Source organism: Dactylosporangium sp. NPDC051541, from assembly GCF_044454505.1.
Classification (GTDB): domain Bacteria; phylum Actinomycetota; class Actinomycetes; order Mycobacteriales; family Micromonosporaceae; genus Dactylosporangium.
On record NZ_JBITDU010000022.1, the window covers coordinates 26,047 to 39,721 of the forward strand.

Below are 13,675 nucleotides of genomic sequence, written 5' to 3' on the forward strand. Positions count from 1 at the left end.
CCACCGCCTCCGAGCCGGTCACCGCTGCGGTGACCGGCTCGTCGCACTGCAGCGGGAAATGACCGGTTATGACCCGACCCAGACGCTGCATCAGCCCGTGACCGCCGCGGTCACCAGGTGCCGAAGGCGGCAAGACCGGGCTGCTCCCGGTGCGGATTGCCGTAGCCGAAGAAGGTCGTGTCCTCGACCGAGTTGTCACCGCCGACGACCCAGCCGTTGGCGTCGGCCCCGTTTGAAAGGTCGATCCAGATCGGATCCCAGTAGGAGACGGCGGCCACGTTGCCGGTGGCGGCCATGGCGCGCAGGTACTCGCGCATGTATCGCAGCTGCCCGTCCGGGGTGGCCCCGTAGTTCTCCAGCCCGTCGGCGTCCAGCCCGTTCTGCCAGCCCGGCTGCAGCCGGTAGTTCGTGCCGTCGACGTTGACGGTGTTGCCGGGCTGGTTGTAGATCCGGATGCGGGCGAGGTTGACGCCGCGGGCGGCGAGGATGTCCAGGACGTCGCGCTGGACGCCACTGCTGTCGGCCCAGCGCCCGTCTGCCGCCGCGGTCATCCGGCGGTAGGTGATGTCGCCGCCGACGGGCATCGACCCGCCGTGCCCGGCGACGATCCGGGTGAACTCGAAGTCGTCGGAACCGGCCTCGGCCTCGGTATTTGCCAACGTATCGTGGAGCGCCACGGCGGCACCATCTACGCCACCGGGAATCCGACCGGCTCCGGGACCCGCATGACCTTCGGCCTGCCCGCGGACGCCGACAGCCGCACGGAGGTCGAAGCCGCCGAACCGGTCCCGGCCGAGTCCGAGACGGCCGCGCCGATGCACGGGCCGGACGTTGTCCACACCATGGCGGACGCTCCGAACGCCGCCATGCCAGCGGCCGTAACGTTCGAACACGCCGCGCATCTCGTCCTGGAATTCCTCCACGACCGGATGCCGCGGGCGTTCTGGGGCGGTCACCCGCGTCGAGAACGGCCGCCAAACATACCTGTACCTGGACGCCGACAACGGATGCGGCCTTCGGCAAGGACAGAGCCACCCCTGGGAAGCCAGCTTCTGCATCCACATGGCGGCCGGCGCAACACCGACAGTCGCCCGCGACGCCCAGCAGGGTCCCGGCGTACGCAGCCGCCGGCGTCAACCAGCTCATCGGCATCGGCACCTACGCCGGTGCGGTCATCGCCGAACCCGACGGCTCCCTGTTCGGCGCGATCTGCGGCCTCGACCCGCGGGCTTACCTCGACCATCCCCGGATGGCCGACGCCGAGCCGCTGCTCGCGCCGCTCGGCCGGCTCCTGACGGCAGCACTGGCGGGCGACCGGGCCCAGGACCGGGTCACCGGCGCGCTGCGGCGGGAAGAACGCAGCACCGAGACCGACGCACTGACCGGCCTGCCCAACCGGCAAGCCTGACACCAGCTCGTGGCCGGGGCCTGGACCCGCTACGAACGCCTCGCCGACACCACAGTGGTCGCCATGCTTGACATCGAGGGGCTCAAGCTGGTCAACGACAGCGAGGGACACGCCGTCGGCGACGCCAATCTGCGGGCGGCCGCGACGGCGATGCGCCGGGCACTATAGCGGTTCGGACATCGTCGCGCGGCTCGGCGGCGACGAGTTCGGGTTCCTGCTGGACCGCTGCACCGATGACGACGCGCCCACCGTCATCGCGCGCATCTGTGGCGAACTCGACGCGGCCGGCGTCGAGGGCTCCATCGGGTGGGCGGCCGTCGCCACAGCGGAAGGCTTCGCCGACGCGCTCGAACAGGCCGAGCCGGTCGCGCCCGGCACCACCTGAGCTCCCGTTTTCCGGTGACGAACCCTCTGATTTCCTCCGGGGGTGAGGCTCTCCGGCGATGGGACCGCTGCCACCTCAACGGCCGGTTGCGGAATTGGCGGAACGGGCCCGCTCCGACCGAAAGGTGATGATCATGGAATGGTGCGGCTGACATGGGCGCGCACCCAGCTGCCGTGGTGGACGTGGCGTCTGGTGGCGGTGCCGCTGGTGGTGTGGCTGGTGGCGACTGCTGCCGGCACCGGCGGTGTGCTCTATCTGCAGCAGCGGGCCCGGGACGCGGCGGTCCAGCGGTTCGCCGCCCGTGCGGTGTTGATGCGCGACTTCGTCGTCAGCTACGTCGCCGACCTGCTGGAGCGCGAGCAGGTGCAGGCCCAGGCGTTCCTGACCGACCCGACCGTCAGCGAGCGGGATTTCCTGCGATCGGTCGGCGCGTTCGGCTACCCGGCTGCGGTGCTGCTCGACCAGCACGGGCGAGTGCTGCAGATCGCCCCGCGCCAGCCGGACATGCTCGGCGCCGATCTGACCGTCAGGTACGCCCATCTGCGGACCGCGGTTGTCGACGGCCGCCCGGCGGTGTCCGGGGCGGTGCCGTCGGCGGCGCGTGGTGTGCCGGTGGCGGCGTTCGCGGTGCCGTTCCCGACCCCGTCCGGGCGGCGGGTGTTCTCCGGCGCCGTCGCCGTCGCCAGCAGCGGCCTGTCGGAGTATCTGAGCTCCGCGATCTCGCTGCCCGGCGTGCTTGTACAGCTCGTCGACGCCACGGGCGGCATCGTCGCGGCGAACCGCACGTTCGACCCGGCGGCGCCGACCCTCGAACGGGCTGACCGACCACTCGCGGCAGCATTGCAGAGCAATGGGGAAGGCCGGTTCCACCGCGGCAGTGTGTGGTGGCGCTACACGTCCCAGGCGATTGCCGGGACACCGTGGCGGCTGTCGACCGCGGTCAGCGAGCCGGTGCTGTTCGCGTCCCTCGCGGGCCCCGAGTTGGCCGGGCAGGCCGCGGTCGCCGCGGCCGGCGTGGTCGGGCTGCTCGTGGTGGCCGCGACCACGCGGGCGCGGCGCAACCGGCGGGCCCTGCAGCTGAGCGAGCAGCGGCTACGCAGCATGTATGAGCAGTCCCGCATCGGCATGTTGCTCATCGACGCCAGCGGACGGGTCGTGCGGGCCAACCCGGCGGTGCGGCGGTTGCTGGGCCGGGACGACCTCGTCGGCCAGCACCTCACCGACCTGCTGCACCCGGAGGATCCCGGCCCCCCGGACCCGGTGGCCGGGGACTGCGGCCGAGACCGGGACCGCCGGTTCCGCCACGCCGACGGCCGGGTCGTCGAAGTGTCGACGACCTGCACCTCGCTGCACGACCAGACCGGCCGCGTCGAGCATGTCGCGATGCAGGTCATCGACGTCACCGCCCAGCGGGCCCTGGAACGGGACCGTGAGCAGCACCGCGTGGAACTCGCCGAACGCGCCGCCGCCCTCCAGCGCGCCAACACGCAGGTCCATGACTTCATGGCCATGCTCAGCCACGACGTGCGCACCCCACTCACCACTGTCGTCACGTTCGGCGAAGTTCTCCTCGGCGACTGGGACGATGTCGACGACCGCGATCGGCAGGAGTACGTGCAGCGCATGACCGTCGCCGGGCACCGCGCCGCCGGCCTGGTCACCGAGGTCCTCACCCTCGCCCAGCTGGACGCCGGTGCCCTGGTCGCCCGGCCGATCCGCCTCGACGTCGCCCACGCGGTCCGGGAGGCGGCCGCCGCCCATACCAGCGTCGGCGACGAACGGATCGTGATCACCGCGCCGGACGAGACGATCGGGTGGGCCGACCCGGCCCACCTGCAGCTGATCATCGGCAACCTGCTCGGCAACGCTGCCAAGTACGGCGCCCCACCCGTTGAGGTCGTCGTGGTCAACGCCACCGACCAAATCCGCGTCGAGGTCTGCGACGGCGGCGAAGGCGTCCCCGAGCCGTTCGTCCCACATCTGTTCGACCGGTTCACCCGCGCCGGCAGCGGCGTCGCGACCACCAAACCCGGTACCGGTCTCGGCCTCTACCTCGTCGCCCGGCTCGCCGAGGCCGGCGGCCTGCAGATCATCTACGCCCCGAACCGGCCCCGCGGCGCCCGATTCATCCTCAACATTCCCCGCGCCGCCGCCCAGAGCGGCTCGGGACGGGGGGCGGGCATCACACCGCGGCCGGCGCCGGTCGCCGGGTAGTCACGCACACCGACGGCGTCGAACAGCTGCGCCGCCTGGGGCCGGTCTCCGAGGCCCGCCGTGGCGGCGGTTCGAGCACCTGAACCAGATGCACGAGCCTGGTTCACCGGGTGTCGCTGAGGTGGCGTTCGCACGCGGTGCGCACAGCGGGGACGATGACGGCGCCGCCGAGGCGGGCGTGCAGGTCGGCAGCGACTTCTTCGACCGCGGCTCTTGCTGCTCGGCCCGGTCGGCGAGGATGTGGGTGCGGATGCCGTCCGTGAGGCACGCCCAGGATCCGATGATTTCGCCGTTCCACCAAACGGTGGGGCCGATGTTATTGGCGTGGTCATAGATGTGGGCGGAGTTTCTCACTCGCCATCCGGTAGGTGCCGTCATCGACGGTGTCGTGACCCAGCAGGTGCCGTTCGGCTCGTTCGTGGAGTCTGACGGCTTCACCGGCCTGGCGCATCAGCAGATGTGGCCCGTCGGCGCCCACGTCTCGGTCAGGATCCTCGCGATCGACGCCGAACGGCAGCGCTTCAGCGTGCAGGCGGCGTAGCCAAGCGCTGATCCGGGAGCATCGGACGCTCCCGGATCGGCGCCCCTCCATCATCCCGGACAGCCCGGCGATCCCGGGTGGCCACCGGCCGCGTGCCCAGCGACGCCGGAGTGGCGCTGCGGACCGTGCGGCGGTGGCGGACCCACTGCCGAGCAAACAGAGCGCACGGGGGTGAATCGCGAACTGTGTGATTACTTATTGCTACTGTACAAGTACATAGGGTTATGGGGGGTCTCGTGCGATTCGGTCGGGTCTCGCGGCTGTTGGGCGCGGCGTTCGCCGCGACGCTCGGCACCGGTCTGTTCGTGGCGGCGCAGGCGCAGCCCGCCTACGCCGCCTCCACGACGCTGTCCTACACGGGCTCGGCTCAGACGTACACGATCCCAGCCGGCACGACGAAGCTCCAGGTCACGATCAAGGGCGGGGCGGGCGGCGGCGGCAACGGCGGGCCGGGCGGCGCCGTCACCGCCGTGATCACCACGCCGGCCGGGCTCGGGAACAAGCTCCAGGTCATGGTGGGCGGCCAGGGTGGCCTTGCGTCAGCCGGCTGGAACGGCGGCGGTACCGCGTCGCAGGGCTACGGCGGTGGCGGGGCGACCGACATCCGGCAGGGCGGCTGCGCGGCGACCAGCGCCTGCGGCCTGTCCGACCGCATCGTGATCGCCGGCGGCGGAGGCGGGGCGAGCGGCGGCGATGTCTATGGCGGCGGTGGCGGGGGCAACACGCCGCAGCCGGCCTACAACATGTCACTGCCCGGCGCCGGGTTCGGCGGCCGCGGCGGTGCGGCCACGCAGAGCGCGGGCGGATCGGCCGGGGCCGCGGTCGGCGTCGGGCTCAGTGGTGGCGCCGGCACCCTCGGCGTCGGTGGTGCCGGTGGCGGGGCGCCCTCGGCCGACCAGGCCGGCGGTGGTGGCGGCGGCGGGCGCTACGGCGGGGGAGGCGGCGGCGGTACCTCCACCCCGGGCACGAAGGGCGGCCCCGGCGGGGGCGGTACCAGCTGGGCCGACCCGACCGCCCTCGACGGTGCCGCCAGCTACTCCGACGGCGACAACTACTCCGCCGGTACGGTCACCATCACCACCCTCGGCCCGGCCGCGCCCGACAACGTGTCCGTCTCGGCCGCGGCCGGCCCGGGCGCGGGAACGCTGCAGTGGGACGCGCCTTCCGGTGGCGCCGACTCCTACCTGGTGTACCAGTCGACGTCGGCCTCCGGGCCCTGGACCGCGGTGTCCACCGGCGCGTGCTCGGGTGTGGTGACCGCGGTCAGTTGCGGCCTCAGCGGGCTGACGCCTGGCCAGACCTACTACTACGCGGTCGCCTCGGTGCAGAGCGGCATCGAGGGTGACAAGTCGAGCGCCGTCACACTCACGGCGATCGAGCCACCGGGCGGCCCGACCAACGTGCAGTCGCAGGTGACCGGCGACGTACAGATCAGCGTGTCCTGGACCGATCCGTCCACGAGCGCCGCGCCGGCCACGAGCTTCCAGGTCCAGGTCTCGGTCGGCGGCGGATCGTACGCCGCCGTCCCCGCCGGCACCTGCTCGTCCGGCACGGTCACCAGCCCGTGCACGGTCACCGGGCTCACCGCCGGCAGCTCCTACCAGTTCAAGGTGCTCGCCGTGAACGCCGCCGGGACGAGCTCGGCCGGCGGCCCGTCGACGCCGCTCATCGCGCTCGCCGCCCCGGGCGCGCCGACGCCGGGCCCGGTGTCCGTGACCGCGCCGGGCGAGATCACCGTCGCCTGGACCGCACCGGCCGGGAGCGTCACCGGCTATCAGGTCTACGTCTCGGCCTCGGGCGGGTCGTACGTCCCGGTCGGCGCGGGCACCTGTGCCGGGACACCCACCACGTCGCCGTGCACCGTCACCGGACTGACCGCCGGGACGCCGTACCGATTCACGATCGCCGCAGTGACGTCGGGCATCGAGGGCGCCCAATCCGTTCCGTCGTCGGCCGTCACCGCGGTCAACGCCCCGGGCCAGCCGTCGACGCCGACGCTCAGCGCGAACGCCGACCGGGCCCTGCAGGTCACCTGGACGCTCACGCCCGACCCGCTCGCACCTGCGACCGGATTCCAGGTGCAGGTGGCCAAGAACGGCGGCTCGTACACGAGTATCGCCAGCGGGCCCTGCGCCGCGCCGTCGGCGAGCCCGTGCACGCTGTCCGGCCTGGAGGCGGGCGCCTCCTACGAGGTCAAGGTGATCGCCGTCAACGGGGCCGGTTCCGGCACTCCCTCGTCGCCGTCGTCGGCGCTGGCCGCCGTGGCCGGACCCGGCGCCCCCACGATCGCGACGGTCGAGCCCGGCAACGGTACCCTCACCGTCACCTGGGTCCCGGCCACGGGAACGGGGACCGTGGTTTACCACGCGGCAGCGGTACCGACCGGGCAGTCGACCCCCGTCGTGGAGTGCACGCAGGCCTCGCCGGGCACCTCGTGCACCATCAGCGCACTGGCCAACGGCACCGGCTACACGGTCACCGTCACCGCGGTCGCCGGCGGGACCATCGCCTCGAGCCCCAGCACCACCCAGGAGGCGACGCCCAGCATCGCGCCCGCCGCGCCGGCCGTCACCGCCGTCGCCGGCAACGCCTCGATCGCGGTCACGTGGGTGGCGGGCGCGGCCGGCTCCGGTATCGGCGGCTACCTGGTGACCGCCGACCCGGGCCCGGCGACCTGCGAGACCGGCCCGTCCGGCGGCGGCTGTGTGCTCGGCGCGACCGCCGGCCGCACGTACACGGTCACCGTGGTGGCGAAGGGTGTCTACGGGCGCAACTCGGCCGCGGGCGTGTCGGGCAGCGTGACACCCGCGCTCCCGCCGGTCCCGTCGACCCCACCGGCGGCCGACGCCACCCTCACCACGGACAAGGGCGCCATCAGCACCGCCGTGCCGGGCGAGAAGATCACGGTGCTCGGCCACGACTTCGCGCCGTACTCCACCGTGCGGATCTCGATGTTCTCGTCCCCGGTCGTGCTCGTCGACGCCGTGGCCGACGCCAGCGGTGACGTACGGCAGGAGGTGACCATTCCGGCCGACCTGGCCGCCGGCACGCACACCCTGGTCGCGCTCGGCGTGGACGCGAACGGCGCGTCGCACACCGTCTCGGTCGCGGTGACCGTCGCGGCGAGCTCGTCGTCGCTGCCGGTGACCGGGATGGCGGTGAGCAGCATGCTGACCGCGGCGCTCACCTCGATGGCGGCGGGCACGGCCCTGACCCTGGCCGGCCGCCGACCCCGCTCGCAGCGGCTCAGTTGACGCATCCCGGCGTCGGGTCGGGCGGCGGGGATCGCGCTCACCACGTGTGGATGATCTGTGTCGCGCTGGCCCTGGCCGCCGCCTCCTTGTCGGTTGCAAGGTCTGGCGGGCCGGGGACCGCAGGACGCAACGGCAGCTCAGTGCGGTCGCCTGGGTACTGCTCTTGGCCACCGTCGGCAGCAGCCGCATTTTCGCGCGACAGCTGAGCGGCCTCCAGCTGCAGGGCGCGACCCTACGTGAAGAACCGAAGGAACGACCCCAGCGTCGACGGCACCACACATCTCGATGTTCATCGGTGGATCGAGGCTGAGCGGCGGATTCACTGTCGTTGGTCCTCAGGGATCGAACCGACGAGGAAGATCGCTTGACCCGCGTAGTTAATGCAATTAACCTCCAAGCAAGCACCGTTAACCAATGCTGTGGAGGTCGTCGTGACCGAGTTCTTGAACATCGGCGGTAACACCCTCGCCTACGAGGTGTCCGGACAGGGCCCGCTCGTCGTCTTGGCGCACGGTATCGGCGACAGCCGGCACTCCTACCGCTTCCTCGCTCCGGCCCTGGCCGGCGCCGGGTACCGGGTCGCCAACGTCGACATCCGCGGCTGCGGCGACTCCAGTCTGGGCTGGGACGGATACAGCCGCACCGACATCGCGGGCGACCTCGTCGCCGTCGTGCGCCACCTCGGCGGTCCCGCCGTGATCATCGGCCAGTCGATCAGCGGCGGCGCGGCGACCATCGCGGCCGCCACCGCGCCCGACCTGATCAACGGCGTCATCGAGCTGGCGCCGTTCACCCGCGTACAGCCCTTCGACCTCGGCGGGCTGATGCGGGTGAAACGTTACCGGACCGGTTACAGCCAGATGGGCCAGGTCATGTTTCTGGGGCGTCTGGCGAGCTGGATGAAATACCTCGACGTGGCGTACCCGGTCAAGCCCGCCGACTGGAGCGCGGAACTGGCGCGCATCGAGGCGAAGCTGAGCGAGCCCGGCCGGATGAAGGTCCTGCAGGCCATGTGCAAGGCCAGCCCGACCGACGCGGGGGCGCAGCTGGTCAACGTAACCTGCCCGGTGCTGGTCATCGAGGGCAGCCTGGACCCCGACTGGGCCGACCCCCGCGTCGAGGGCGAGAAGATTCTCGCTGATCTGCCCAGGGGCCTCGGTGAGCTCGCCGTCATCGAGGGTGCCGGTCACTACGCGCACGCTCAGACCCCGGATCGGGTCCTCGAACTGGCCCGGCCGTTCCTGGACAAGACGCTGGCGAATGCCTAGGGCCGGGCTCACCCCGCTGTCGGTCACCGAGGCCGGCGCCGCTCTGGTCGACGAGATCGGCTTGGAGAACCTCAGCATGGGCATGGTCGCCGAGCGACTCGGCGTCAAGACCCCCGCGCTCTACAAACACGTCACCAGCCAGGCCGATCTGGTCCACCGCATCGCTATCATCACCATGGTCGAGTTCGCTGACGCCATTCGCGACGCCATCCAGGGCCGGGCCGGCAGCGAGGCCCTCGCCGCCGGCGCGCAGGCGATGCGGACCTATGTGCGGGAACACCCCGGCCGGTACGCGGCCGCCGATGCTGCCGCTTCCCGCGCGACCGGACCCGACGACCCGATCATCCCCGCCGTTGCGCGGGTGATCGCCTCCTGGGCGGCCATGCTGCGCGGCTACCACCTGGACGCCGGCCAGGAGATTCACGCTCTTCGGATGCTCCGCAGCGCCCTGCACGGGTTCTCGACCCTGGAAGCCTCCGGCGGGTTCCGGATCGACGCATCGGTTGACGACAGCTTCACCTGGATGATCACCTTTCTCGACCAGGGCCTGCACACCATCGCCGCCAGCAGCGGCTGACGGATCGTCGCCGACCCGACCACCTCACACCGGAGGACCGACATCAGCACCACCCGGGCATTCACGATCTCCGCGACCCCGCCATCCGGCGGTCACTGATGGTGACCATCGACCAAGAGGCGAACGACACCAGGGTCGAGCGGCACGCGAGCTGGGCCGAGCTCTTCTTCGACCTGGTAGCGGTGGCCGGTGTGGCCGCCCTGGCCCACGTGCTCGGGCCTGAACTGGACGCCGCGGCGCTCAGTCTCTACGCGCTGCTGTTCCTGGCGCTGTGGCTGTCCTGGACGACGTTCATGCTGTACGGCAACGTCGCCGCCGGCCAGACCCGCGTGCTACGGCTGATGGTCGGCATGTTCGGCCTCGGCGTCATGGCCGCGTCCGTGCCGGGCGTGGCGCACACCGTGCTCGGGCACGGCAGCGACATCCTGCCGCTCAACGTCTTCGCCATCGCATACATCGCCACCCGCGTCTACGGGTCCAAGTTGTGGCAGCGTGGCGCAGTACTGCTGGACTTCCCGGTCGTGCAGTACTCGGCCGGACTGCTGCCCTGGTTCGCGTCGCTCTGGACCGGCGAACACTGGAAGCTCGGGCTCTGGGCCGCCGGAGTCGGCCTCGACCTGATCCTGATCCTGGTCCTGTCCGGCAGCAGCATCCTGAAGCGCGTCCAGTCGTACCTCACCGCGCCGGAACGGACTCGGCGTCGGCCACGAGCAGCAGGCCCCGCCGGCACCGGGCCGGTCATGCACGGAGTTTCGGTTGACCCGGCCCACCTCGCCGAGCGGCTGGGACTCTTCGTGATCATCGTGCTGGGCGAATCGGTGTTGCAGGTCGTCGCGGCCGCAAGCGAGGCGCAATACGGCATCGGCCTGCTGGCCACCGCAATCGCGTCTTTCGCGCTGTTGGCCGGCATGTTCGGCCTGTCCGTGGTCTACGGACACGCCGGCCTGCCGCACCTGCGCGCCGGCCGCGTCCCCATCCGCGCCGCTCTCGGTCTGCACTGCCTGATCACCGGCGTCGTCGCCACCATCGCCCTGCCGCTCTCGACGGTGGTCCAGCACGGCTCCGACCCACTGCCCGGCCCAGGTCGCTGGCTGCTGTGCGGCGCGGTCGCGGCCTACTTCACCCTCGGCGTGGCCACCGGTGTGGCCAGCCACAGCTCCGACCTGCTCAGAACGGTCTCACGGCTCATCACCGGCGTCGTGGCACCGCTCCTGCTCGGCCTGCTCGCCACCGCCGCCAGCGGCCGAACACTCGTGCTCTACCTCGCCCTGACTGTGCTCGCCCACCTCTGGTTCGAACGACGACTGACGCCGATCCAGGCCGCAGCCACCGATGAAGCGCCACCGGCCGCGCCGAGCGCCTCATGAACTCTTCCAGAGAACCAACCGTCGCACCTGAAGTGCCCGTGCCGGCACAACCCGATCATTCGGCGGTCCGCTCGTCGGGTTGACGTCCGGCGCCGGTCCCAACGTCGCGCAGCGCACTGCATCGCCTCCAGGCAACGTGTCACCTGATCGTCAAAGCGGGCTTTACCCGCAAAGCCCGTCATCCCGTACGTCGCCGGGGCCGCCGACAGAGGCCATCCCCGGTCGAGCGCACAAGCGCCCGGGCCTCGGGTCAGGAAAGGCCGGCTGCCACCACGGGCACCGTACAGCCGTGGCCAGCGGCGGCGGTCAGGATGGCAACGCCGGTGGCGGCTTGCCGGCGACGAGCCGCACCGTGAACCCGTCGGGTTCGCGCTGCAGACTCACATGGGCGCACAGCTGGTGCATGAGCCACAGCCCGCGCCCGCCGGCGTGCAGGGCGGTGACCGGCAGGAGCCCGGCGAAGGGGTCGGCCGGACCCGGGCCGCCGTCGGATACGGCGACGACGATGCGCTGCGACGCGGCCCAGATCCGCACCCGCATGGGGGCCGCGCCGTACAGGACCGCGTTGCTGACCGCCTCGCTCACACTGACCAGCAGGCCGTCGACGTCGTGGCGGCTGAGCTGGGTGGCGGCGGCGAGTGCGGTGATCGCGGCACGGGCCCGAGCCGGGCTGGGGTCGTCCAGCTCGTCGTGCGGCGGGTGCTGCTCGAGGGGGTCGCGCCAGCCGGTACGCGCCTCGGCCAGGACGGTGGCCGGGTCTTGGAACGCCGGGTTGGGGTGGTGCCCGGTCGCGGTGGCGATGTGGGGGTGGGTGCGGCGCACGTCGTGCAGGACGTGCGCTGGTGTGCTGCGGGTGTCGTAGGGGCACAGTCCCCAGACGGGGTAGTCGTCATAGGCGATGTTGACGGCGGCCTCGTAGCGGGCCCACCCGTCCCACAGCGCACCGACGCCGGGGTGCGGCACGTCCCCGGCGACGCGGATCTGCGTCGCGCCGTCGGCCACCAGGTCGGCGAACATGGCCTGGTACTGGCGGATGGCGCCGGCCGGGCGCTGGTACTGCCCGTCGCCGTCGACGAACCGGATGCCGGCGTTCGGGCCGAACACGTCGCGGAGGAGTTGCTGGTGGTGCGGCGCGCACGCGGACACGACCGGTTCCCCGGCCTGCAGCCCGTCGGTGAAGAACGGCCCGACCAGATTCAGGAACTCCTGGTCAGAGCTGTAGAAGCCGGTCTCGTGGAAGTAGCCTCGGTGCGCAGCGGCGGCGCCGGTCCTCATGGAGTGACCACCCGCAGGTCGCCGAGGTCGAGCAGGTCGATCAATATCCGCAGGACTTCGCCGTGCGCCGCGGTCAGCAGGGTGCCTGTGGCGCCTTGCGCGCGGAGCCGGTCGGCGAGGTGCAGCAGCCCCCGGTGGTCGATGAACGACAGGCCGCGAGCGTCGAGGACGACGTGACCGTCGACCTGTGGCAGGTCGACGTGGCGCAGCGACGCGGCGAACAGCCTATGTGAGGTGGTGTCGATCTCGCCGGTGAGCACGGCGCTGACCTGGGCGTCGGCGGAGCTGTGCAGCTGGAACGGCACCTGGACGCTGCGGACCGTCGGGTGCAGGCAGGCCAGCGCGGTCACCGTCGCGGCGTCGGGCGTGCCGCGCCGCAGCCCGCACATGCCGGTGACCGGGCGCCGGCTCATGAACCGGTCGACGAGATGCTCATACCGTGCGTATCCGCCGGCCAGGGCGGGGTCCGCGGCCAGGGCGGTGATGTCGGCCGCGACCCGCAGCCCGGTGAACCCCCGTCGAAGCGCGGCGTCGGCCGTGGAGGCGAACACACTCACCTGCTGTTCGGGGTCGAAGGCCTGCCCGAGCGTGTACAGGGAGTCCAGTGCGGCGACGCTCGCCTGCCCGGTGCGCAGGGCGGCGCGGAAACCGGGCACGCCGGCCATGTCGGCGGCCAGCCGGTCGGGGTGGTCTGCGCCGACGTAGATCACCTGCTGCCCGTCGGTGATCCCTTCGGCGAGGAACCCGCCGGCGTGCGCGCGGAAGCCGGCCAGGTCGTCGAAGACGACACAGCGGTGATCATGTGTGGCCGTCGGGGTCGTCGGCGCAGTGGACGATATCTCCACGCATCGACGATACATCGACCACGGCCCGACCGATTCTCGGCGGCGGCACCCGAGCCGAGCGACGATGCCGGTCCGGGGCGCTTGGACGTGCTGCACGGCGCTGCCCGGCGGTACGGTGCAGGGGTCCGCTCCTCGTATCTTCCGGGATCTGATGCGCTGTGCCGTGGATCGACATTCACCTGGACTGTGCCGCCGGGGCCGGTGCCCCTGGCGCTGCCCGGCATGCTGCGGTGGCCGCCCTGCGCGCCCGGGGATGCGTTGACCAGCATTGGCTGGATCAGGTGCAGCTCATCGTGTCGGAGCTGGTGTCCAACGCGGTGCAGCACGCGGGCGGCTGCCTGTCCGTGTCGGTCGGCCTCACGGCCGGCTCGGTGACCGTCGCGGTTGCCGACCCCTCCCGGCACCGACCGCAACTGTTTGGACCGGATCGCGCCAAGGGCCACGGCTTGTGGATCGTCGATCATCTGAGCAGCAGTTGGGGTGCTGCCCACCGCGCCTACGGCAAGCAGGTCTGGGTCCGGCTGCCGCCCTGCCCGTGATC

13 protein-coding genes are annotated in these 13,675 nt (G+C 71.8%); 10 read left to right on the forward strand and 3 right to left on the reverse strand.

Annotated features, from left to right (window positions below):
* Positions 1–110: 110 nt before the first annotated feature.
* Complete coding sequence (locus ACIA8L_RS50195; protein ID WP_395916427.1) at positions 111–677, reverse strand: glycosyl hydrolase 53 family protein; 567 nt, start codon at positions 675–677, stop codon at positions 111–113.
* Here ACIA8L_RS50195 and ACIA8L_RS50200 point away from each other — a divergent pair.
* The 9 genes from ACIA8L_RS50200 (at position 666) to ACIA8L_RS50240 (ending at position 11,014) form a co-directional block, all read left to right on the forward strand.
* Positions 666–1,295 carry a hypothetical protein gene (locus ACIA8L_RS50200; protein WP_395916429.1) on the forward strand — a complete coding sequence of 210 codons (630 nt, stop codon included), beginning with the start codon at positions 666–668 and terminating at the stop codon, positions 1,293–1,295. The two genes, ACIA8L_RS50195 and ACIA8L_RS50200, sit on opposite strands and share 12 nt — an antisense overlap.
* On the forward strand, positions 1,250–1,408 hold the full coding sequence (locus ACIA8L_RS50205) for a hypothetical protein (protein ID WP_395916431.1): 159 nt from the start codon (positions 1,250–1,252) through the stop codon (positions 1,406–1,408). The genes ACIA8L_RS50200 and ACIA8L_RS50205 overlap by 46 nt, the downstream gene beginning before the upstream one ends.
* A 9-nt stretch (positions 1,409–1,417) precedes the next feature.
* Positions 1,418–1,576, forward strand: coding sequence for a diguanylate cyclase domain-containing protein (locus tag ACIA8L_RS50210; RefSeq protein WP_395916433.1), 159 nt, complete (start codon positions 1,418–1,420; stop codon positions 1,574–1,576).
* A 355-nt stretch (positions 1,577–1,931) separates the two neighbouring features.
* Entirely contained in the window at positions 1,932–4,007 is a 2,076-nt protein-coding gene (locus tag ACIA8L_RS50215; RefSeq protein WP_395916435.1) for an ATP-binding protein, read from the forward strand.
* 388 nt (positions 4,008–4,395) lie between these two features.
* Positions 4,396–4,548: a hypothetical protein gene (locus tag ACIA8L_RS50220; RefSeq protein ID WP_395916437.1), complete on the forward strand. Its 153-nt coding sequence runs from the start codon at positions 4,396–4,398 to the stop codon at positions 4,546–4,548.
* Positions 4,549–4,784: 236 nt separating this feature from the next.
* Entirely contained in the window at positions 4,785–7,802 is a 3,018-nt protein-coding gene (locus tag ACIA8L_RS50225; protein ID WP_395916439.1) for a fibronectin type III domain-containing protein, read from the forward strand.
* 431 nt (positions 7,803–8,233) lie between these two features.
* Entirely contained in the window at positions 8,234–9,070 is an 837-nt protein-coding gene (locus ACIA8L_RS50230) for an alpha/beta fold hydrolase (RefSeq protein WP_395916441.1), read from the forward strand.
* Positions 9,063–9,647, forward strand: a complete 585-nt coding sequence (locus ACIA8L_RS50235; protein WP_395916443.1) for a TetR/AcrR family transcriptional regulator — start codon at positions 9,063–9,065, stop codon at positions 9,645–9,647. The genes ACIA8L_RS50230 and ACIA8L_RS50235 overlap by 8 nt, the downstream gene beginning before the upstream one ends.
* 98 nt (positions 9,648–9,745) lie before the next feature.
* Positions 9,746–11,014, forward strand: coding sequence for a low temperature requirement protein A (locus ACIA8L_RS50240; protein WP_395916444.1), 1,269 nt, complete (start codon positions 9,746–9,748; stop codon positions 11,012–11,014).
* Between the two features lie 306 nt (positions 11,015–11,320).
* Here ACIA8L_RS50240 and ACIA8L_RS50245 read toward each other — a convergent pair whose 3' ends face one another.
* Both ACIA8L_RS50245 and ACIA8L_RS50250 read right to left on the reverse strand, forming a co-directional pair.
* Positions 11,321–12,289 (reverse strand): anti-sigma factor RsbA family regulatory protein, encoded by a 969-nt coding sequence (locus ACIA8L_RS50245; RefSeq protein WP_395916446.1) that lies wholly within the window; start codon positions 12,287–12,289, stop codon positions 11,321–11,323.
* Complete coding sequence (locus ACIA8L_RS50250) at positions 12,286–13,134, reverse strand: MEDS domain-containing protein (RefSeq protein WP_395916448.1); 849 nt, start codon at positions 13,132–13,134, stop codon at positions 12,286–12,288. Before ACIA8L_RS50250 ends, ACIA8L_RS50245 begins: the two co-directional genes overlap by 4 nt.
* Before the next feature lie 158 nt (positions 13,135–13,292).
* On the opposite strand from ACIA8L_RS50250, the gene ACIA8L_RS50255 reads away from it, so the two are divergent.
* The gene (locus ACIA8L_RS50255; RefSeq protein WP_395916450.1) at positions 13,293–13,673 is read left to right on the forward strand and encodes an ATP-binding protein; all 381 of its coding nucleotides are present in this window, start codon (positions 13,293–13,295) and stop codon (positions 13,671–13,673) included.
* Positions 13,674–13,675 lie beyond the last annotated feature (2 nt).